Source organism: Demequina phytophila, assembly GCF_000971135.1.
Classification (GTDB): Bacteria; Actinomycetota; Actinomycetes; order Actinomycetales; family Demequinaceae; genus Demequina; species Demequina phytophila.
In genome coordinates this window covers 31,073-51,294 of sequence record NZ_BBLW01000006.1, presented here as the reverse complement: position 1 = coordinate 51,294, position 20,222 = coordinate 31,073, and the positions used below count along the sequence as shown (strand labels likewise).

Here is a 20,222-nt window from a genome sequence, read left to right as displayed (position 1 = left end):
TGACTGTAGGGGGACGGCGGGAGATTGCGCAACTCGCGCGCCCCCGACCTGTGTGCTCGGCGAGGTTGTCCGGCAACAGGGCGTAGCCCGCACCTGACACCAGGATGGCTAGGTTGCGGCGTGTTCGATTGCGACTACGTAGCGCAAGGCGTTGGACCGCGAGGTCTGGGCTTCCGCGATGATCATGCTCGTGTCAAATGCGACGACGGGCCTGCCGGTCATCCCCCAGGTAAGGGCGATCGCGGGGGTTTCGGGTGTCTCGGTGCGGACGCGGTTGACGGTGTCGATAATCGCCTGGCTGAAGGCCTCCGACGCCTCGCGCTTGCCGAGATCAAACGCTCCGAGCAGGAACCGATAGGGCGGCAACTTCTGCTCGACGATTCCTAGCATGGGGCCGTATTCGCCTTGCGGAACATCGCGAACCATTCGATACACCTCGGTCGCGGAGAGTGCGAGCCGCGCGGTCTGCTGCCAATTGATGTCTCCTAACGCTGCGAGCCCGTGGGCGACATCAAGATCTGAACCATTCGTCGTGAGCCGCTGCGTGCGGAGCCCGCGCGCAATTTGCTCGAGCATGCTGAGGTAGAGGTCATAGTCCGGCGGCCTCGGCGCGGATGCCTCGGCGATGGCAAACGCAGACGTATGCGCGCGCTCGATAGCGTCCTCAAACTCGTGCGCCGCCCATCGACGTCCTGATGCACGGACGGCATCGATAATTGCGAGCAGGTCCAGCGCTGTGCCGCCGCGCCTTGCTAGCTTGATAAGTCCCGAGTCCGGCACGGTGGCGCGAATCGAGGTCACCGCTCCTGACGCGAGTCGGCGCTGTGACGGTGGCACGACGATTGCTTCCGCACCTGCGTTCGCACCCCCAACAACGGAAACGAGTACGACTCGGCGAAAGTCTGTTGGGGCGAAGTTGAAGGTCCGCCATTCATTCGAGCCGAGAAGCCGGAGCGAGTCGCTCCAGACGCGCATCCATCCATCGAGTTGGCGGAGATTGTGGTCATTGGATTTCTCGAAACTGCGCGTCGAATCTCGCATCGTAAACAAGAAGATGACGTCGCGGCCAGTCCAGACCAGATCGCATGGTTCCCGCGTCGCGCTGCCCTTCGTGTACTGGTCGGGCTCGAACACCTGGGGCGCACCGATCGAGTGGTGCGAAAATGCTTGAAGTACCTGCTCTTGGATACTCTGAGCCACGAGGCCCATTATTGCCCTGTGTGGCAGAATCTGGCTCTCTTAAGCCCTCAGGTTGAAACCACACGGCGCTTCGCTTTGGTGTCCCGCGGGCACGCTGGGATATTTGGCCACCCATGGCGCGGGGGCGACGGGGCGACGCGTCGCCTGCGGCACGGTCCCTGAAGTGGGAGCAAGGGACGTCGCCGTCGGCAACGTCGATCTATGCAGCAGTCGTGGCATCCAGGTCTCCCGAGGTGACGGACTGTTGAGGGACGCTCCGCCGCAGTCCCTTCCCGCTCGCCGCACCCGGAACGGAACTCGCAGCGACGCGCGGGGCTGAACCCGGGCATCGTGCCGAAGCGGCGGCGCGCCGGATCGACCTCCGTCGCCAGTGTCAGGTGTGCCGCGCAGTGGCTTATTTGCAGGCATGCACGCGTTCTGACATGGTGTGACCCACGCGAAGGGGGCGGTGGGCATGGTGGCGACGAGGTCGCGACGGTTGGTCGGATTCGTGGCGGCGGTGGCCGTCGCGCTCGGCGTGGTGGCGGCGCAGCCCGCCGCGGCCGAAGAGCCGCTGCCGGACTTCGCCGCAACCGCCACGCCGGTCGTCACCGGCGATCCGATCTCGGGTTCCTACCTGTCCGCGGAGGTCGCGGAGTGGACACCCGCGGCCACGCTCACCTACCAGTGGCTGCGCGACGGCGAGCCGATGGGAGGCCCCTCCACGTCCACGCTCCACCTGTGGCCGCACGACCGCGGCACGGAGATCTCCGTCCAGGTGACCGGCACCGCCGAGGGCTACGCGCCCGCGACCACGGTGAGCGACGCCGTCTACATCCCGTACGTGTTCACCACCACGCCGACCCCGGTGATCAAGGGGACGCCGCGGTCGGGGTACGTCCTGACCGCCAGGCCGGGCGGCTGGTTCCCCGAGGCGAGCCTCCGGTACCAGTGGTTCCGCGACGGCGTCGCGATCGCGGGTGCCACGCAGAGGACGCGGACGCTGGTCAAGGAAGACCGCGGTCACCGCTTCAGCGTCACGGTCACCGGCTCGCGCGACGGATACACGACCGTCACCCGCACCAGCGCCGAGACGTATGTCCTCAAGGAGCTCGCGAAGACCCCGACGCCGGTCATCCGCGGCGGGCGGACGGAGGGCGCGATTCTCCGCGCCGCGGCCGGGGAGTGGCCCGCGGGCGTCACGCTGAGCTACCAGTGGTACCGCGGCTCGTCGACGATCCTGTATGCGACCAAGCGCAAGTACGAGCTGACGCGGGACGACGAAGGCTCCAACATCTCCGTCAAGGTGACCGCGCGCAAGGACGGCTTCAAGACCGTCAACCGGAAGAGCGCGTCGAAGTACATCCCGAAGACCTTCATGATCGCGGGCCGGCCCGAGCTCGAGTGGGGGATGAGGAACATCTTCACGGGTCAGCCGACGGTGCGTGAGGCCGCCTCCTACGGCTTCTGGAGCCCCACCCCCGACAAGTACAGGTACCAGTGGTTCCGCAACGGCGTGAAGATCAAGGGCGCCACCCGCTGGTCGTACACCATCACCGCGGCGGACCACGGGAAGACCCTGAAGCTCCGCAAGACCGGCGTGCGGGAGGGCTATCTCACCACGCACCGGTGGAGCGCCGGCTGGAAGGTGGCGTAGGCCTCACCCCGCTGGGAGTGCCACGGGGAGCGCCACGCAACCCGAGCATCGTCCCCCTGCCTGGCATTCCTTACGAAATTGTCACGTATCGGACATTTGCATAGCCCCATCCGCTTTGTAGGCTGGCCGCGGGGGCGAGGGGGACGCCATGGCCGGACTCGGCGGACGCAGGGAGTCCTGGCTCACGCGCACGTGGGCCGGGCTGCCGGTGTGGGCCGCGATCGCGTTCGCCCTGGTCCTGGCCGCGGTGGCCGCGCTGTGGCTGGCGAACTCGGCGGCGAGCTCCCGCGCCGCGGCCTCCGCCTCCGCGAGCCCCGTTGACACGGCGGTGCGGGCGCTGTTCATCGGCGACTCGTACACGGCGGGCACCGGCGCCTCCTCCGATGCGACGCGCTGGAGCACACTGGTCGCCGCCGACCAGGGCTGGGAGGAGCTCAACTACGGGCTCGGCGGCACGGGCTACTCGTCGACCTCGGGGTTCAAGGGCTGCGGCGAGGAGTTCTGCGACAAGTTCGCCGGCACCATCGAGCAGGCCGCCGCCGACGGCGTCGAGCCCGACGTGGTGGTCATCTCCGGCGGCCAGAACGACGCGGGCCTGTGGTGGCAGGACTCCGACGCCGTCATCGCCGACGTCGACGCCACCTACCAGGCCGCGCGCGCGACGTTCCCGCACGCCCGGATCATCGCCGTCGGGCCCCACCTGCCGGGCCAGCCCTACGGCCACTGGAAGTTCGACTTCGACGACGCCGTGCAGGAGGCGGCCGAATCCGTCGACGGCGAGTTCGTCTCCCTCATGGCGCCCCGGGCCGTGAAGTTCCGCCTCTACGACGCCGGCGACGGCGTCCACGTCAACGACGAGGGCCACCGCCTCATCGCCCAGCGCGTGATCGAGGGGATCCAATGAGCCGCGTGGGCGCGTTCTTCACGCGCGAATGGGCGGGGCTTCCGGTGTGGGGGGCGCTGTTGGTGGTGCTGGCGGTCGCCGGGGTGGTGGCGGTCGCCCTCAGCGCGCGGGGGGACGATGCCGGGGCCCCCGTCCGCGCCGATTCCACCGAGGACCTCACGGCGGTAGGCGTGGCGACGCCGTCGCCGACGGCGTCCGTGCAGGTGGCGCTGTTCATCGGCGACTCGTACACGGTGGGCGTGGGCGCGGCGCCGGAGTCCAAGCGGTGGACCTCGCTGGTCGCCGTCGACGAGGGCTGGGAGGAGGCCAACTACGGCCGCGGCGGCACGGGGTACGCCACCTCCGGCACGTTCGACAGCTGCGGTCTCGACGACTGCCCGCCCTATTCGGACATGATCGCGGAGGCGGCGCGCGACGGGGTCGAGCCGGACGTGGTGGTGATCGCCGGCGGGCAGAGCGACACCGACGCGTGGGGCGCGGACTCGGGTGCCGTCGCCGAGGCGATCGCGGGGACGTTCGAGGCAGCCGCTGAGCGGTTCCCCGACGCGCGGATCGTGGCGGTCGGACCCTCGTGGCCATTCTCCGAGGACTCCTGGCAGCGGGACTTCAACCAGGCGGTGCGCGACGCGGCCGAGGCCGTCGGGGCCGAGTACATCTCGCTGCTCGAGCCCCGCGTGCTGGATGAGAGCTTCGACGCGGGTGATGGGCAGCATGTGAACGACGACGGGCACGCGGCCATTGCGGAGAGGGTGATCCAGGAGCTGGGGTGAGGCTGGCTCGCGGTGCCCCCCCCCTCGCGCCTATCCACACGGATTTGGCGCTGATCCACCAGGAGGCGCCGAATCTGCACGTAAGCGTTCGCCTGTGCGTCGATCGGGGCCGGGGCGTGTGGATAGGCGTCCGGCCGGTCACTGGGTGGCGGGCGGGGCAGCGCCTACGCGGCCTCGGGCACCTTCGCCGGGACGGCGGGCTTCTTGCCGCGCTCGCCCAGCATGATGCGCCCGACGGAGACCTTGCGCAGCAGGATCACGCCCAGGATCGAGCCGAACAGGCCGGCCGCGGTCATGAGGATCAGCGACGGGATGAGCGGATTGATGCCGATCGCCTTGAGCACGCCGGCCGTCGCGGCGACCGCGAACGGGTGCAGCAGGAAGATGCCGTACGAGTAGCCGCCCACCCAGGCGAGGAAGTCGTTCTTGAAGCCGAACGCGATGAACGCCAGCGGGAAGCTGATGCCCAGCAGGATGCCGAAGGGATCCTGGCGCTGGTTCTCCGCGGCCTCCCACACGCCCAGCACCGCGAACTGCGTGTAGACGAACAGCACCACGGTGAGGCCGGCGGTGATCCACGCGCCCGTGAGCCCGATGTTCTTCCAGCCGAAGCGCGTCGCCGCGAGCCCGGCCACGAAGAAGAGCCCCAGGTAGACGGCGCTGGTGAACTGCAGGAAGCCCGACGCGTCCTGCATGTTGAAGATGAGGTTGACCGCGAGCAGCGCCCCGAACAGGATCCCGACCTTGAGCTTGGTGTCGAGAAGCTTGTACGAGTCGGCGAGCGCGACCACCGCGTAGACCCAGAACGTCGCGAGCAGGAACCAGTACGGCGGCAGCGAGTACAGGAACCAGTTGTAGATCGCGTCGGGCGGCGGGGTGCCGAAGCCGAGCAGCACCTGCGCGAGCCCGATCAGCGGCACGAAGATCACGTACGGGATCAGCAGCCGGCGGACCTTCTTGCCCATGTAGGTGCCGTACTTCGCGGCGTCCGTGAGCGGGCGCCACGCGTAGACCACTCCCGACAGGAACGCGAACAGCGGCATCCGGATGTAGATGAAGGTGTCGCCGTACCACTCGAGCCAATCGGCCTCACCGAACCGGTTCTGCGCCACATGCAACGTCACCAGCAGGATGCACGCGATTCCGCGCAGCGAGTCGACGACCTTATCCCGTCCCCCCATGGCACGCCCCCTCCAGCCGTGTCGCGGTCCTTCCAGCACGGTAGTCCCGGCGTGGGGGACATGTCACGCAAATGGGGTGTATTGGGTGGGCCGCCGTCCAGGTTCGCTCCGCACGGTCTGGACTGCGACACGCGGGGCCGGCCCGCGCATCGTCCGTGCTGGGCGGCGTGTCGGAACTGAAACCGTGCGGAGCGAACTCGGGAGGCGCTACAGCGAGCGCTCGAACTCGTCCATGAAGGCGATCATCTGGGCGGCCTCGACCAGGAAGCCGTCGTGGCCCACGGGGGAGTGGACCACCTTGATGCCGTTCGAGCCGGACAGCGCCGCGTCGAGGCGCTGCGAGTTCGCCATCGGGTACAGGCGGTCCGAGTCGATCGCGATCACCAGCGCCGGGTCCGTGTAGCGGGCCAGCGCGGTCTCGACGCCGCCGCGGTCGCGGCCCACGTCGTGCGACTGGATCGCCTGCGCGAGCCGCACGTACGTGTTGGCGTCGAACCGGCGCGCGAGCTTGCGCGCGTGGTGCTCAAGGTAGGACTGCACGGCGAACAGCCCGCCCTTGCCGAGCGGGTCGGAATCCCCCTGGTAGGAGCGGTTGAAGCGCTCGTTGAGCTCGCCGGCGGAACGGTAGGTGGTGTGCGCGATCATGCGCGCGATGCCCATGCCCACGTGCGGGCCGTCGCCGTCGGCGGCGTCGTAGTAGTCGCCGCCACGGAACTTCGGGTCCGCCTGGATGGCGGCGAGCTGCGCCGTCGACCAGGCGATCTGGTCCGCCGTGGTCGCGCCCGTCGAGCCCACCGGCGCGATCGCGCCCACGCGCTCCGGCGCCATCGCGATCCACTCGAGCGCGCGCATGCCGCCCATGCTCGGCCCCGTCATGAGCCGCCAGCGGTCGATCTCGAGGTGGTCCATGAGGGCGATCTCGGCGCGCGCCATGTCGCGCATGGTGACGTAGGGGAAGCGCGAGCCCCACGGCCGCCCGTCTTCGGGGTGCGCGGACGCCGGCCCGGTGGACCCCTGGCACCCGCCCACCACGTTCGCGGAGACGATGAAGTGGCGCTCCGGATCGATCGGCTTGCCCGGCCCGACCATCGCGTTCCACCAGCCGCCGGTGTGGTGGCCCGGCTCCGCGGGCCCGAACACGTGGCTGTCGCCCGTGAGCGCGTGCGCGACGTAGACGGCGTTGTCCTTCGCCTTGTTCAGCGTGCCCCAGGTCTCGTAGGCCAGCACCACGTCGGGAAGCGTGCCCATGGGGTCGGCCTCGAGCGACAGGTCGCCCAGCGCGAAGAAGATGCGGCGTCCCGGGTGGTCGCCCTCGCGCCACGCGGCGCTCGCGGGGATCGGCGCGCCGGGGCCGGGCCCCTGGTCAGCGGCGAGCGCGTCGGTCTCGATGCCGTCGTCATCCATGGCGCTCAGCCTAGAGGGCGCGCGTGCGCGCGAGGCGCGACGCCGGGAGACCCGACCGCCGCATCGTCCCTATGACAGCTGGTCGATCACCCAGTCGGCGATGGCCTGGTGTCCCAGGTCGTTGACGTGCGCGCCGTCGCCGAGCGCCATCGCCGGGTCGTCGAGCACGGGCGGGCGGACCAGCGAGATGAACGTGCCGTCGACCACGCCGGACGCGGCGGAGACGGCCATGTCGAACTCGGTCTTCCACTCCGCCTCGATGTCGAGCCACGGCGGGCCGATCGCGATGATCTCCGCCTCCGGGTACGCCTGCCGCGCCGCCAGGAACGTCGAGTCGATCGCGGCGATGGTCTGGTCGACGTTGTCGTTCCAGCGCGAGCCGTCGTTGTAGCCGCCGGAGATCACCACGATGTCGGGCCGCACCTGGTCGCCCACCGCCTCCGAGATGGACGCGCGGTAGTCGCCGCAGAACGTCCGCCCGCAGCCGGTGAGGCCCGCGGTGGCCGCGTAGCCGGTGCCGGAGCGGCCGTAGTTGACCTCGCGCCAGCCCATCTCCTGCGACACGAGCGTGGACCAGCGGTCCTTCTCCTCGGTCGCGCCCACGCCCGCCGTGTACGAGTCGCCGATGAACAGCGCGATCGGCGCGACGTGCGACGGCGCGCTGAAGCTCGGCACCGGCGAGGTGCTCGCTCCCGGCGCGGCCGTGGCGGCCGGTTGTGCCTGGGCGTACGCGTACGCGCCGCCGATCCCGATGACCACCAACGCGGCCACCAGCAGCCCCCAGCCGGAGATCCCGCGATGATCGCGGGCGAGCCAGCCCTGTCCCCCCGAGCGTTTGCGCGCCATGCCTGCCCCCTCGCGGCCAGAGTAGTCACGGTGCGGGATGGGCGGAAGACCCGGTTTGTCCAGGGTGGACGATGCGGGGGTCAAGTCCGCGTGTACGCGCGCCGATGTCAGGGGGAGAGGTCCCCATGCGCCGGCGTGAGATGCGGCACAGGGGGCTTCACGTATGCGGGGGGTTCCGCCTAGTATCGGGGCGGACGTGACTCGTGTGACAGATGTGAACTGATGTGACAAGGGCGGTAGACGTGACGGTAGGGCTGAAGCGCATGCTCGCGCTCGCGGCGATGTTCGCGGTGGCGGGCGCCGTGGTGGTGGCGGGGCCCACCAACCACGCGCGTGCGGAGGACTACCCGGGCCAGGCCGAGATCGATGAGGCCCGCGCGGCCGCCAACGACCTCGCCGCCGGCATCGACGAGCTCGACAACGCGATCGCCGCCCTCGCGGAGGCGCGCGACAAGGCCGAGGCCAACGCGCTGCTCGCGGGCGAGGACTACTCGGACGCGCAGGACGCGTCGGACGCCGCCGAGGAGACGTTGGACGCCGCCAACGAGCGCGCCGCCGAGGCGGGGAAGGAGCTCGCCGAGGCGCGCGGGAACCTCGCGTCCGTCGCGCAGGCCGCCTACCGGGACTCGGGCTCGATGAGCCAGATCGGCGCCGTGGTGGGCGCCGAGACCGTCGACGACGTCATCGCCCGCACCGAGGCGTTCGACCGCGGCTCCGACGAGGCCGACATGTGGGTGCAGCGCGTCAAGGCCGCCGAGCTGGTCGCGTCGACCATGCGCACCTACGCCGACGAGGCCGCGACGTCCGCCGCTGCCGCCGCGGAGGAGGCCAAGTCCGCGTACGCCGAGGCGCAGGACGCCCGCGACCACGCCGACGAGGCCGTCGCCGTCGCGAACGAGACGCGGGCGGACGCGGTGTCGCGCCTGGCCGAGCTGCGGGGTGTGACGGTGGCGCTCGAGGAGCAGCGCCAGGCCGGCCTCGAGGCCGAGCGTGCCGCCGCCGCGCAGGCCGAGGCCGAGGCGCGCCAGAAGGCGGCCGAGGAGGCCGCCGCCGCGGAGGAGGCCTCGCGGCCCCGTCCGACGTCGACCCCCAAGCCCAGCGCATCGTCCACCTCGACGCCCAAGCCCACGAAGACCTCGACGCCGAAGCCGACCGCGACCAAGACGTCCGAGCCGGAGCCGACGCCCACCAAGACCTCCACCCCCAAGCCGACCACCACGTCGACCCCGAAGCCCGAGACGCCCGGCACCAGCTGGAACTCGACGGCGGCGCAGGGCGTGACGGCGGCGCAGCACTCGGTCACGCTGGTCGGGCGCGAGTACCTGCTGGGCGGCTCGGGCCCCAAGTACGACTGCTCGGGCGTGACGTCGGAGAGCTGGTCGGTGGCGGGGCAGTGGATCACGCGGTCCTCGCGCAGCCAGTACCTCGCGACCACGCACCTGTCCTACTCGCAGATCCGCGAGGGCGACCTGGTGTTCTACGCGACGGACACCTCGGACCCGTCGACGATCTTCCACGTGGCGATCTACATCGGCAACGGGCAGGTCATGGAGGCGGTCAACTACTCCAAGCCGGCCGGCATCCGCCCGCTGTACGCCTGGATGACGGGCAACATGATGCCCTTCATCGGGAGGCCGTGAGCGCGGCTCCCTGACCGCGCTCCACACGGATTCTGCAACTGCGCTCGTGCTGGTCGGGCGATGCGGCGCGAGTTGCATGTGAATCCGGGCTGAGCCGGGATCCTGTGTGGAACCTGGCGCGGGTGGCTCAAGGGGAGCAGGCGGCGCGAGCGGGCCTCTGATCAGCATCCCCGCGCCCGCCGCTGACCGCGCTCCACACGGATTCTGCAACTGCGCTCGTGCTGGTCGGGCGATGCGGCGCGAGTTGCATGTGAATCCGGGCTGAGCCGGGATCCTGTGTGGAACCTGGCGCGGGTGGCTCAAGGGGAGCAGGCGGCGCGGCGGTTGCGCGCGGGCTCGCGGCCGCTCAGCGTTCCAGCGCCTGGCGGACCATCCGGACCATCGCGGGCCGGTCGTACATCACCGTGGCATAGGTGAAGTGAAGGTCATGGAGCCCGGCGGCCGCGGCGGCGTTGTTGCGGCGGATGTCCTCCTCCCAGGCGCCAGGCTTGTCGTGGTGCTCCTTGCCGTCGAGCTCCACGATCACCCTCCCCTCCACCAGCAGATCGACGTGTCCGATGCCCGGGACCTTGGCCTGCGAGACCACGCGGAACCCTGCCGCGACGAGGGTGACCCGAGCGATGGTCTCGAGGATCGACTGTGATAGCCCGTCACAATGCGCGAGCAGCCAGCGGAGCCGATCCCTGTCTGTGTGGGTGAAGGCCTCGATGCGTGCAGGTGTGAGCTTGCCGAGCCGGAGCGCCGCATCGATCGCGACGATCTGCGCCATGCGGTCGTGGCACAGGCCCATGAGGTCGAGTCCCACCGCGAGCCTCTCGTCGGCGGTGGTCGCGACGTGGTCGTGGCGATGGATGACGACGCCGTTGACGGGGCGCCTGTCGTCCGCCCGGCGCGCGCGGTTGCGGGGCACCCAGAGGTGGGTGCGGGTGTCGCCGTCCATAGTGGGCAAGCCTGCGTCCACGCACAGGCTCATGCACGCGAGGTCGGCGCGGTAGGCAGCGCGGAGGATCTGCGCGGTCGAGGCATCGGGAAGCGCGTAGATGCCGTACATGGGGCGCCTCACCGCGCCCTCCGCTACCGCCGCGCTCAGCAGCGCGCGGGTGACGCCTTTCGCGAGCAGGTCCTTGCGGCGTGCCGCGCCGCCTCGCTTCGTCAGTTCGATGACCGGGTCCATGCGGACAGCGTGTCCGGCAGTTCCATGCGGGTGAGCCGCGTGGCACCGATCCGTGGACAACGCTCACGTGGGAGCGGGCTGGGGACATCCATCGCGCCATCCCCAGCCATGCGCCCACCTGCCAGACTCCACACACCCAGCCGCCGCATCGTCCATTCCGCTGCAACTCGCGCCGCAACGCCCGACCAACCCGGCCCGCAGGTGCAGAATCCGTGTGGAGCGCGGCGGACGGGGCGGCGCGCGCCACGGCACCGTGCTGCCCGCGCTCCACAGGCAGTGGCAATCGATGGTGAGCGGTGGGAAACTGCCTACATGAGTACCACTCACGTGATCCGCATCGGCGACAAGGGCCGTACCGTGGTGCCGTCCGACGTGCGTCAGCGGTTCGGCTGGTCGGAGGGGACCACGCTCATTGCCCTCGAGGGCGCTCGCGAGCAGGATGGGCTGCTCATCCTGTCGCAGGAGGCCGCGTTGGCTGCCATCCGGTCGCAGCTCGCGGGACATGACGTGGTGGGCGAGCTCATGGCCGAGCGCCGGGCGTCCGCGGCACGCGAGGACGTTTCCGCGTGACGGTGTTCGACGCGAGCGCGTTGCTCGCCTTCCTCAAGGGAGAGCCGGGGGCGGCGATGGTCGCGGCGCGTCTCGAGGACGGCGTCTGTGGTGCGGCGAACTGGTCCGAGGTGGCGCAGAAGGTCGGCCAGGCCGGAGCCGATTGGCCGCTCGCCCGAGAGCTCCTGCTCAGCTACGGTCTCCACATCGAGCCCGTGTCTGGGCCGGACGGTGAGGCGGCCGCGCGGCTGTGGCGCGCCGGGTCCGGGCTGTCGCTGGGCGACCGGCTGTGCCTCGCGCTGGGACAGCGGCTGGGTCGCGACGTGCTCACCACCGACACCGCGTGGGACGGGATTCCGGGCGTCGTGCTCGCGCGGTGAGCGGGGGAAACCCGTCCGCCCAGGCACTGAGCCGCCAGGTTCCACACACCCAGCCGCCGCATCGTCCATTCCGCTGCAACTCGCGACGTAACGCCCGACCAGCGGGCCGGCAGCTGCAGAAACCGTGTGGAGACTGGCGAGGTGGCCGCAGAACCTCTAGTGCTCCTGCGGCGGGTACAGCGGGTTCATGTGCGCGAACGGGGTGCCCTTGGCGCGCTCGAACGAGGAGCGGATCTCCTCCTCGGCCTCCTCGCGCGACACCCACTTGGCGCCCTCGACGGACTTGCCGGGCTCGAGGTCCTTGTAGACCTCGAAGAAGTGCTGGACCTCGAGGCGGTGGAAGTCGGAGACGTCGGTGAGCTCCTGGCGCCACGTCTGACGCTGGTCGCCGACCGGCACGCACAGGACCTTGTCGTCACCGCCGGCCTCGTCGCGCATGCGGAACATGCCGAGCGCGCGGCAGCGGATCTGGCAGCCGGGGAACGTGGGCTCCTCGAGCAGCACCAGGGCGTCCAGCGGGTCGCCGTCCTCGCCGAGCGTGCCGTCGATGAAGCCATAATCATCCGGGTAGCGCGTCGAGGTGAACAGCATGCGGTCCAGCACGATGCGGCCGGTGTGGTGATCCACCTCGTACTTGTTGCGCGAGCCCTTCGGGATCTCGATGGTGACGTCGAATTCCATGCCTGGCGTCCTTAAGCGATAGGTCAGAGGTCCTGGTGAGGAACGGTACTAGTCTGGCGCATGTTCGGAGGTCGTGGGTGCGCGGAATCATCGCAGGGGTAGGCGTCGGCGTGCTGGCGCTGGGCGGGGGCTACCTCTACCTCGACGCGCAGGACGTGGTCCCCGGCTTCCTCACCGCGCAGCCCGCCGAGATCCCCCAGGCCCCCTTCATCACGGCATCCCCGGTCGCGCCCGCGCCAGTGCAGGGGGACGATGCGGCGGCCGGGTTGTCCGCCGACGCGCCCCGGCCGTCGGCGACGGAGGTCCAGGCGCTCGCGGAGGCGGTGCGCGAGGACTCGCGCACCGGCACGTCGACCAACATCTCGGTGGTCGACTACCTGGACGGCACCGTCTACGCGGACCTCGACGCCGCGGACCCGCAGACCCCGGCCTCCACCACCAAGCTCATCACCGCCGTCGCGGCCGTCTCCCAGATGGGTGCCGACTCCACCACCTCGACCACCGTGACGTGGGACGCGACCTCGCGCATCCTCACGCTGGTCGCCGGCGGCGACGTCATGCTCGCCGCGGACCAGGGCCACCACGGCGACGTCGCCTCCGCGGAGGACGCCGCGAACGGCTGGGCCGGGCTGGGCGACCTCGCCGACGAGGTGGTGTCGGCTCTTGGTCCGGATGTGACCGGCGGCGGGGCCGTGAAGCTGCGCGTGGACGACACCGCGTTCCCGGGCCCCGCGTGGCCCAAGGAATGGCCCGAGTACGCGTTCAACCTGGGCTACGCCGGTCCCGTGTCGGGTCTCGCGGTCAACGGCGCCCGCCTGACCGAGGGCAACTACGTGGCCCGGGCCGCAGACCCGTCGCTGCATGCCGGGGGTCTCTTCCTGGAACGTCTCGAGGAGCGGGGCGTGACGGTGCAGGGAGAGGCGACCCGGGCATCGTCCCGTGCGCGGGCGGTCGAGGTCGCCGCGGTGCGATCCGCGCCGCTGGCGGAGGTCGCGCGGCACCTTCTCTCCGTGTCGGACAACACGGTCGCCGAGCAGGTGGCGCGGAACCTCGCGCTCGCGAGCGGCGAGCGGGCGACCCCGGCGGGGGAGGCGCGCGCGATCACCGCGGCGTTGGAGGCCCTGGGGGTCACGGTGGACGGGCTGGAGCTGTACGACGGCGCCGGCTTCTCCGACCGCAACCTCATCTCGCCCGCGACCATGACGAGCGCGCTGCTGGCCGCCCGCGACGAGCCGTCGCTGGCGGGTCTGCTCGACTGGCTGCCGCTCGCCGGGCTCGAGGGGACGGTGGAGACCCGATACGAGGGGCTGCCGCCGGCCGGGTACTGGCGCGCGAAGACCGGATCGCTCACCGGGGTGACCGCGATCGCGGGCGTGCTGATGACCGCGGATGGCCGGCCGCTCGCGGTCGCGATCCTCGCGGACGGCATGGGGTACGGGCAGGAGGGGCCCATCGGCGCGTTCGACGACTTCCTCGGCGCGCTGGCAGAATGCGGCTGTGAGGGATGAGGGCAATCCGTTGACGGGACCCCATCCCGCCGTAGCCGCGTGCAGGGTCGCGGTGCGCGACGCGCTCGGCGATCTGGAGCTCGGGACGCGCGTGTGGGTCGCCGTCTCGGGCGGGCCGGACTCGCTGGCGCTCGCCGCGGCCGTTTCTTTTGTCGCCCGGAAGCAGGGGCTGTTCGCGGGCGCGATCATCGTGGACCACGGGCTGCAGCCGGACTCCGCGGTGGTGGCGGAGCGGGCTGCTCTGGAGGTCAAGCGGGCCGGTCTCTCGACGGTGTTTGTCGAGAGGGTGACGGTCGGGCGCGCGGGCGGCATGGAGGCCGCGGCGCGCGAGGCACGATACGCGGCGCTCGAGGCGCGCATGGACGCCGAGGGTGGGCTCGCGCCGCTGCTGGTGACGGGTCACACGATGGATGACCAGGCGGAGACGGTTCTCTTGGCGCTCGCGCGGGGCTCCGGGGCGCGGGCGCTGTCGGGGATCCCCGCGCGGCGCGGGCGGATCGTGCGCCCGTTCCTCACGGTGCGGCGCAAGGACACCGTGGCGGCGTGCCAGGCGCTGGGGCTGGACCCGTGGCACGACCCTACGAACTTCTCCGAGGATGGGCCCCGGCGGTCCGCGCTGCGGACCCGCGTGATGCCGTCCTTGGTGGAGGTGCTGGGGCCGGGCGTGGTGTCGGGGCTGGCGCGGTCGGCGGCGCTGCTGCAGGCGGACGCGGACGAGCTCGACCGGCAGGCGCGCTCCGCGATGGGGTCCTCGGTCTCGACGGTGCGCGAGGACGAGTGGCGCTGCGACATGCTCGCCGCCCTGCCCGACGCGATCCGGACCCGCATGCTCAAGATGCTGGCCGAGAACCGCGGCGCCGGACCGCTCACCGCTACTCATGTGGCGGCCTTGGATTCGCTGGTGACCTCGTGGAAGGGCCAGGGCGCGATCTCGCTCCCCGGCGGCTACGAGGCCAGGCGTGAATATGGCAGGCTGGTCATCAGCCATCCCGATGCCCCCACCCCGTCCTGACGGCCCGAACTCCCGAGGAGAGCCGAGCGTGAGCTTCCAGTACGACATGAGCGACTTCTCGGAGGTGCTCGTCTCGGAGAACGCGATCGGGCGCAAGCTCGACGAGATGGCCGCCGCCATCCGCGCCGACTACGAGGGCAAGGACCTGCTTTTGGTGGGCGTGCTCAAGGGCGCGGTCATGGTGATGGCCGACCTCGCGCGCCGCATGCCGCCGCAGGTGCAGATGGACTGGATGGCTGTCTCGTCTTATGGGAGCGGCACCAAGTCCTCGGGCGTGGTGCGGATCCTCAAGGACCTCGACGCGGACCTGACCGGTCGCCACGTGCTGATCGTCGAGGACATCATCGACTCGGGCGTCACGCTGTCGTGGCTGCTGGGGAACCTGCGGACCCGTGGGGCCGCCTCGGTGGAGGTGGCGGCGCTGCTGCGCAAGCCCGCGGCCGCGGTGGTCGACGTGCCGGTCAAGTACATCGGCTTCGACATCCCGCCGGACTTCGTGGTCGGCTACGGCCTCGACTTCGCGGAGAACTACCGCACGCTGCCGTTCGTGGCAGTGCTGAAGCCCGAGGTCTACGGCGGCTGACCCCCGCCTCCCGAGCGCCTATCCACACAGGTTTGGCGCCTATCCACCAAGACCGGCCGCAACGCGCACCAGATGCTCGTTTCGCGGGCCATTCGGGGGACCGTGTGTGGATAGGCACGCGGCGTTCCCGGCGAAGGTGATGTCCCCACCGTCGGGCAGCATGCCGCTGCTCCACAGATCTGCCCGACGTCGATGCGCGTGCCGGGCGTCGCGTTCAGCCTGGATCGCATGGATCCTGTCCGCGCCATCGACGACCTGGGTGGTGCCGCGCGCCCCGAGGACCTGAAGAACTTGGGCGTCACACGAGGTCGGCTGTTGCGCGCGGTTCGCGACGGCCGAGTCGCCCGACCGCGGTACGGCGTCTACGCGCTGCCCGATGCGACGGTCGACGCGATCCTTCGCGCCGCGTACCGCGCTCACCTCTCCTGCCTCAGCGCGTGTCGCGCACTCGAGCTCCCGGTGATCGAGGACGACCGACGCAGCCACCTATCGATCCCTCGCGATCGCGCGCGGCGCGCCAACGACAGGCGCCCCATCAAGGGCGTGGTGCTCCATCGGCATGATGAGGGCTCGCTCGGCAACGACGTCTCCCGAGCCCTCGACCTGTTGGGGCTGTGCGCGGGCCGGCTGCAGCAGATCGTCGCGGTCGACGCCGCGCTGCACCGCGAGCTCATGACCGAGCAGATGCTCGAGACGTGGGTGCACACGGACCCTGCCCGTCGCGACTGGATCGCGGCACGATGCGACGGTGGCGCCCAGTCGCACCTCGAGACCCTGACGCGGGTCGCCTTGGCGGACGAGGGATTCCACGTCGAGTCGCAGGTGAAGATCCCGGGCCTCGGCCATGTGGACCTCATGGTGAACCGCGCTCTCATCGTCGAGACCGACGGCGCCGAGTTCCACGACAACCCGCAGGCATGGCGCGAGGATCTGCGGCGCAACAACGTGGCGACCCGGGGTGGATACCCGTTCCTCAGGTTCACCTACTCGGACGTGATGGGCGATCGCGCCCTGATCGTCGCCGCGGTGAAGGAGACGCTCGGCCTGCCCAGGTGACCGCCGCATCGTCCCCCCACCGTGTGCCCATCCACACATGGATTCCCGATGGGCCGATGAAACGGTCATCCGAGGCCGCATATCGAGGCTGCCTGGTGGATCAGTGCGAAAACGGTGTGGATAGGTGCACGCGGGGAGGCGCAACTGCAGCCCCCGCTAATGCGTTACCCACATGTGCACCAAGCCCTGAGCGAAACCTTTACTCACTGTCTGACCCACCGCGTAGAGTCGGGGACACGATGAAGAACGTCCTCAACCTCCGCCTCATCCTCTTCTACGTCCTGGCCGCGCTCCTGGTGGGCTGGATGGTGTCCGGCCTGCTGTCGCCGCGGGTCGAGAAGGTGGACACGTCCGTCGGTCTCGAGATGCTCGACAAGCAGGTCGCCGAGCAGGTGAAGATCGTCGACGGGGATCAGCGCGTCGAGATCACGCTCATCGACTCCGCCGACTTCCCCGACGGCACCCCCTCGGAGTGGGCCGACTACAACGGCCGGGTCGAGTTCTTCTACGTGCAGCCCCAGGGCGAAGAGGTGGTCAACGCGGTCAAGGCCGCGGACCCCGCGCAGGGCTACAACTCCGAGGTGCCGCAGACCTCCATCTGGGCCACCCTCGCGTTCACGTTCCTCCCGATCCTCCTGCTCGTGGGCCTCTTCTGGTTCCTCATGTCGAACATGCAGGGCGGTGGCGGCGGGCGCCTCATGAGCTTCGGCAAGTCGAAGGCCTCGCTGGTCACCCCCGACACCCCGACCGTGAAGTTCGAGGACGTCGCCGGCGTCGACGAGGCCGTCGAGGAGCTCAAGGAGATCGAGGAGTTCCTCGAGAACCCCGCCAAGTTCCAGGCCGTGGGCGCCAAGATCCCCAAGGGCGTCCTGCTGTACGGCCCGCCCGGAACCGGCAAGACGCTGCTCGCGCGCGCCGTCGCGGGCGAGGCGGGCGTGCCCTTCTTCAGCATCTCCGGCTCGGACTTCGTCGAGATGTTCGTCGGCGTGGGCGCGTCCCGCGTACGCGACCTCTTCGAGCAGGCCAAGAAGAACAGCCCGGCCATCATCTTCGTCGACGAGATCGATGCGGTGGGCCGCCACCGCGGCGCCGGCCTGGGCGGCGGTCACGACGAGCGCGAGCAGACGCTCAACCAGATGCTCGTCGAGATGGACGGCTTCGACGCCCACACCAACATCATCATGATCGCGGCGACCAACCGGCCCGACATCCTCGACCCCGCGCTCTTGCGCCCCGGCCGCTTCGACCGCCAGGTGGGCGTCGACGCGCCCGACCTCAAGGGCCGCGTCAAGGTCCTCGAGGTGCACGCCAAGGGCAAGCCCATCAGCCCCGAGGTGGACCTCGACGCCCTCGCGCGCCGCACCCCCGGCTTCACCGGCGCGGACCTCGCGAACGTCCTCAACGAGGCGGCCCTGCTGACGGCACGGCGCGAGAAGCAGCAGATCGGCTCCGACGAGATGGACGAGGCGATCGACCGGGTCATCGCCGGCCCCCAGAAGCGCACCCGCGTGATGAACGACCACGACAAGCGCGTCACCGCCTACCACGAGGGCGGACACGCCCTGGTAGCAGCGGCGATGCGCCACACGGACCCGGTCACCAAGGTGACGATCCTCCCGCGTGGACGCGCGCTCGGCTACACGATGGTGATGCCGCAGGAGGACCGCTACTCCAAGACCCGCAACCAGCTGCTCGACAACCTCGCGTACGCGATGGGCGGCCGCATCGCGGAGGAGCTCGTCTTCGGCGACCCCTCCACCGGCGCGTCCAACGACATCTCGCAGGCCACCGAGATCGCCAAGCAGATGGTCACCGAGTACGGCATGTCGACCAAGATCGGCTCCGTGCGCCTCACCGGCAGCTCCGGCGAGGTGTTCCTGGGCCGCGACATGGGCCACGGCCGCGAGTTCTCCGAGTCCGTCGCCTCGACGGTCGACCAGGAGGTCCGCGCGCTCATGGACAACGCCATGGCCGAGGCCACCCTCGCGCTCACCCAGAACCGCGGCATCCTCGACACCCTCGCGGAGGCGCTCCTCGAGAAGGAGACGCTCGGCGAGAACGAGCTCGCCTCGATCTTCGAGCCCGTCGAGAAGATCGCCAACCGCGACGAGTGGATCTCCGGCGCCTGGATCACCGCCGCCCCGGCGGAGGTCAAGGGTGGCGCCATCGAGAAGCCCGCCGGCGAGACCGGCGAGCAGGGGGACGATGCCGGGGTCACCCCGGCGGACCCGGGTGACCACGTCCCCGCGCCCGACCTGGTCGAGCCCGACGTCCTGGACCGCGGGGACAGCTGACCGTGACCGTCGACAAGCCCCGCATCGAGGCGGCGGTCAGGGAGATCCTGGCCGCCGTGGGCGAGGACCCCGACCGCGACGGCCTGCGCGACACCCCCAGCCGGGTGGCGCGCGCCTACGAGGAGTTCTTCGGAGGCCTCCACCAGGACCCCGCCGACGTCCTCAGCGCCGTCTTCGAGCTGGGTCACGAGGAGATGATCCTGGTCAAGGACATCGAGCTGTACTCGATGTGCGAGCACCACCTCGTCCCGTTCCACGGCGTCGCGCACGTCGCCTACATCCCCGGCACGGACGGCCGCATCACCGGCCTGTCCAAGCTGGCCCGCCTGGTCGACGTGTTCGCCAAGCGCCCCCAGGTGCAGGAGCGCCTCACCACGCAGGTCGCGGACGCGCTGGTCGTCGAGCTGGGCGCGCGCGGCGTCATCGTCGTGGTCGAGGCCGAGCACCTCTGCATGTCCATGCGCGGCGTCCGCAAGCCCGGCTCCCGCACCGTCACCTCCGCCGTGCGCGGCATCATGCGCGACGGCGCGACCCGCGCGGAGGCCATGAGCCTCATCGTCGGCAAGTAGAGGGAGGCGTCGTGACGCTCGTCATGGGCATCCTCAACGTCACGCCCGACTCCTTCAGCGACGGCGGCCTGTACGCCGACCTCGACGTCGCGATCGCCCGCGGCGTCCAGCTCGCGCACGACGGTGCGGACCTGGTCGACGTGGGCGGCGAGTCCACCCGCCCCGGCGCCGCCCGCGTCAGCCCCGACGAGGAGCAGCGCCGCGTGGTGCCCGTCATCCGCACCCTCAGCGAGGCCGGCGTCGCGACCAGTATCGACACCATGCACGCCTCGACCGCGCGCGCCGCCGTCGAGGCCGGCGCGAGCATCGTCAACGACGTCTCCGGCGGCCTGGCGGACGATGCCATGGCCGGGACGGTCGCCGACCTCGCCTGCGAGTTCATCGCCATGCATTGGCGCGCCCATTCCACGGAGATGGACCGGCTCGACGCCTACGGGGACGTGGTCGCGGAGGTGGGCCGCGAGCTCGAGGCGCGCGTCGACGCCCTGGTGGCCGCAGGCGTGGGCGAGGACCGCATCGTCCTCGATCCGGGCCTGGGCTTCTCCAAGGTGACCGAATCCAACTGGCCGCTCCTCGCCCGCATGGGCGACTGGTCCGCCGGCCGCCGCGTCCTCGTGGGCGCGAGCCGCAAGCGGTTCCTCGGCGCCGCGATCGCCCGCCCGGGCGTCGACGCCGCGGACCCGACCGCCCGCGAGGCCGCCACCACCGCCGTCACCACCCTCGCCGCCGCGCATGGCGCGTGGGCGGTGCGGGTCCACGACGCCCGCGCCGCCGTCGACGCCCTGCGCGTCGTGTCGGCTTGGGAGAACGCCGCACGAACGGAAGGATGACAGGC

19 protein-coding genes are annotated in these 20,222 nt (G+C 70.5%); 13 read left to right on the top strand and 6 right to left on the bottom strand.

Going from position 1 to position 20,222, the window contains the following annotated elements; all coding sequences use genetic code 11:
- Window positions 1–108 precede the first annotated feature (108 nt).
- Window positions 109–1,200, bottom strand: coding sequence for a hypothetical protein (locus AOM01_RS14410; protein ID WP_156155932.1), 1,092 nt, complete (start codon window positions 1,198–1,200; stop codon window positions 109–111).
- A 454-nt stretch (window positions 1,201–1,654) separates the two neighbouring features.
- On the opposite strand from AOM01_RS14410, the gene AOM01_RS09975 reads away from it, so the two are divergent.
- From AOM01_RS09975 to AOM01_RS09965, 3 genes are all read left to right on the top strand, one after another.
- Complete coding sequence (locus tag AOM01_RS09975; RefSeq protein ID WP_156155931.1) at window positions 1,655–2,836, top strand: hypothetical protein; 1,182 nt, start codon at window positions 1,655–1,657, stop codon at window positions 2,834–2,836.
- Between the two features lie 148 nt (window positions 2,837–2,984).
- Window positions 2,985–3,740, top strand: coding sequence for an SGNH/GDSL hydrolase family protein (locus AOM01_RS09970; RefSeq protein WP_062292710.1), 756 nt, complete (start codon window positions 2,985–2,987; stop codon window positions 3,738–3,740).
- Window positions 3,737–4,510: an SGNH/GDSL hydrolase family protein gene (locus AOM01_RS09965; protein WP_082110159.1), complete on the top strand. Its 774-nt coding sequence runs from the start codon at window positions 3,737–3,739 to the stop codon at window positions 4,508–4,510. The genes AOM01_RS09970 and AOM01_RS09965 overlap by 4 nt, the downstream gene beginning before the upstream one ends.
- 164 nt (window positions 4,511–4,674) lie before the next feature.
- Here the strand turns inward: AOM01_RS09965 and AOM01_RS09960 are convergent, their stop codons facing one another.
- From AOM01_RS09960 to AOM01_RS09950, 3 genes are all read right to left on the bottom strand, one after another.
- Window positions 4,675–5,691, bottom strand: a complete 1,017-nt coding sequence (locus AOM01_RS09960; RefSeq protein WP_062292704.1) for an acyltransferase family protein — start codon at window positions 5,689–5,691, stop codon at window positions 4,675–4,677.
- Between the two features lie 207 nt (window positions 5,692–5,898).
- Window positions 5,899–7,095, bottom strand: coding sequence for a homoserine O-acetyltransferase MetX (gene metX / locus AOM01_RS09955; RefSeq protein WP_082110158.1), 1,197 nt, complete (start codon window positions 7,093–7,095; stop codon window positions 5,899–5,901).
- Window positions 7,096–7,164: 69 nt separating this feature from the next.
- Window positions 7,165–7,941, bottom strand: coding sequence for an SGNH/GDSL hydrolase family protein (locus AOM01_RS09950; protein ID WP_062292701.1), 777 nt, complete (start codon window positions 7,939–7,941; stop codon window positions 7,165–7,167).
- A gap of 242 nt (window positions 7,942–8,183) precedes the next feature.
- On the opposite strand from AOM01_RS09950, the gene AOM01_RS09945 reads away from it, so the two are divergent.
- The gene (locus AOM01_RS09945) at window positions 8,184–9,581 is read left to right on the top strand and encodes a C40 family peptidase (protein ID WP_156155930.1); all 1,398 of its coding nucleotides are present in this window, start codon (window positions 8,184–8,186) and stop codon (window positions 9,579–9,581) included.
- 346 nt (window positions 9,582–9,927) lie between these two features.
- On the opposite strand, the gene AOM01_RS09940 is transcribed toward AOM01_RS09945, so the two are convergent.
- Window positions 9,928–10,755: a DUF559 domain-containing protein gene (locus AOM01_RS09940; protein ID WP_062292696.1), complete on the bottom strand. Its 828-nt coding sequence runs from the start codon at window positions 10,753–10,755 to the stop codon at window positions 9,928–9,930.
- 312 nt (window positions 10,756–11,067) lie between these two features.
- On the opposite strand from AOM01_RS09940, the gene AOM01_RS09935 reads away from it, so the two are divergent.
- Together AOM01_RS09935 and AOM01_RS09930 are read left to right on the top strand one after the other, a co-directional pair.
- Window positions 11,068–11,325 (top strand): AbrB/MazE/SpoVT family DNA-binding domain-containing protein, encoded by a 258-nt coding sequence (locus AOM01_RS09935; protein WP_156155929.1) that lies wholly within the window; start codon window positions 11,068–11,070, stop codon window positions 11,323–11,325.
- Window positions 11,322–11,684 (top strand): type II toxin-antitoxin system VapC family toxin, encoded by a 363-nt coding sequence (locus AOM01_RS09930; RefSeq protein ID WP_062292690.1) that lies wholly within the window; start codon window positions 11,322–11,324, stop codon window positions 11,682–11,684. Before AOM01_RS09935 ends, AOM01_RS09930 begins: the two co-directional genes overlap by 4 nt.
- Window positions 11,685–11,840: 156 nt before the next feature.
- Here the strand turns inward: AOM01_RS09930 and AOM01_RS09925 are convergent, their stop codons facing one another.
- The gene (locus AOM01_RS09925; RefSeq protein WP_062292687.1) at window positions 11,841–12,365 is read right to left on the bottom strand and encodes an inorganic diphosphatase; all 525 of its coding nucleotides are present in this window, start codon (window positions 12,363–12,365) and stop codon (window positions 11,841–11,843) included.
- 77 nt (window positions 12,366–12,442) lie between these two features.
- Between AOM01_RS09925 and dacB the strand changes: the two genes are divergently transcribed.
- The 7 genes from dacB (at window position 12,443) to folP (ending at window position 20,217) form a co-directional block, all read left to right on the top strand.
- Complete coding sequence (gene dacB, locus AOM01_RS09920) at window positions 12,443–13,873, top strand: D-alanyl-D-alanine carboxypeptidase/D-alanyl-D-alanine endopeptidase (protein ID WP_062292684.1); 1,431 nt, start codon at window positions 12,443–12,445, stop codon at window positions 13,871–13,873.
- A 52-nt stretch (window positions 13,874–13,925) separates the two neighbouring features.
- Entirely contained in the window at window positions 13,926–14,885 is a 960-nt protein-coding gene (tilS, locus tag AOM01_RS09915; protein WP_228374272.1) for a tRNA lysidine(34) synthetase TilS, read from the top strand.
- A 46-nt stretch (window positions 14,886–14,931) separates the two neighbouring features.
- The gene (gene hpt / locus AOM01_RS09910) at window positions 14,932–15,468 is read left to right on the top strand and encodes a hypoxanthine phosphoribosyltransferase (protein WP_062293125.1); all 537 of its coding nucleotides are present in this window, start codon (window positions 14,932–14,934) and stop codon (window positions 15,466–15,468) included.
- Between the two features lie 228 nt (window positions 15,469–15,696).
- Window positions 15,697–16,524, top strand: a complete 828-nt coding sequence (locus AOM01_RS09905) for a type IV toxin-antitoxin system AbiEi family antitoxin domain-containing protein (RefSeq protein ID WP_169746544.1) — start codon at window positions 15,697–15,699, stop codon at window positions 16,522–16,524.
- 239 nt (window positions 16,525–16,763) lie between these two features.
- Complete coding sequence (gene ftsH, locus AOM01_RS09900) at window positions 16,764–18,818, top strand: ATP-dependent zinc metalloprotease FtsH (protein ID WP_062292677.1); 2,055 nt, start codon at window positions 16,764–16,766, stop codon at window positions 18,816–18,818.
- Window positions 18,819–18,820: 2 nt separating this feature from the next.
- Entirely contained in the window at window positions 18,821–19,387 is a 567-nt protein-coding gene (gene folE / locus AOM01_RS09895) for a GTP cyclohydrolase I FolE (protein WP_228374271.1), read from the top strand.
- A gap of 11 nt (window positions 19,388–19,398) precedes the next feature.
- Entirely contained in the window at window positions 19,399–20,217 is an 819-nt protein-coding gene (folP, locus tag AOM01_RS09890; RefSeq protein ID WP_062292672.1) for a dihydropteroate synthase, read from the top strand.
- The last annotated feature ends 5 nt before the right edge of the window (window positions 20,218–20,222 follow it).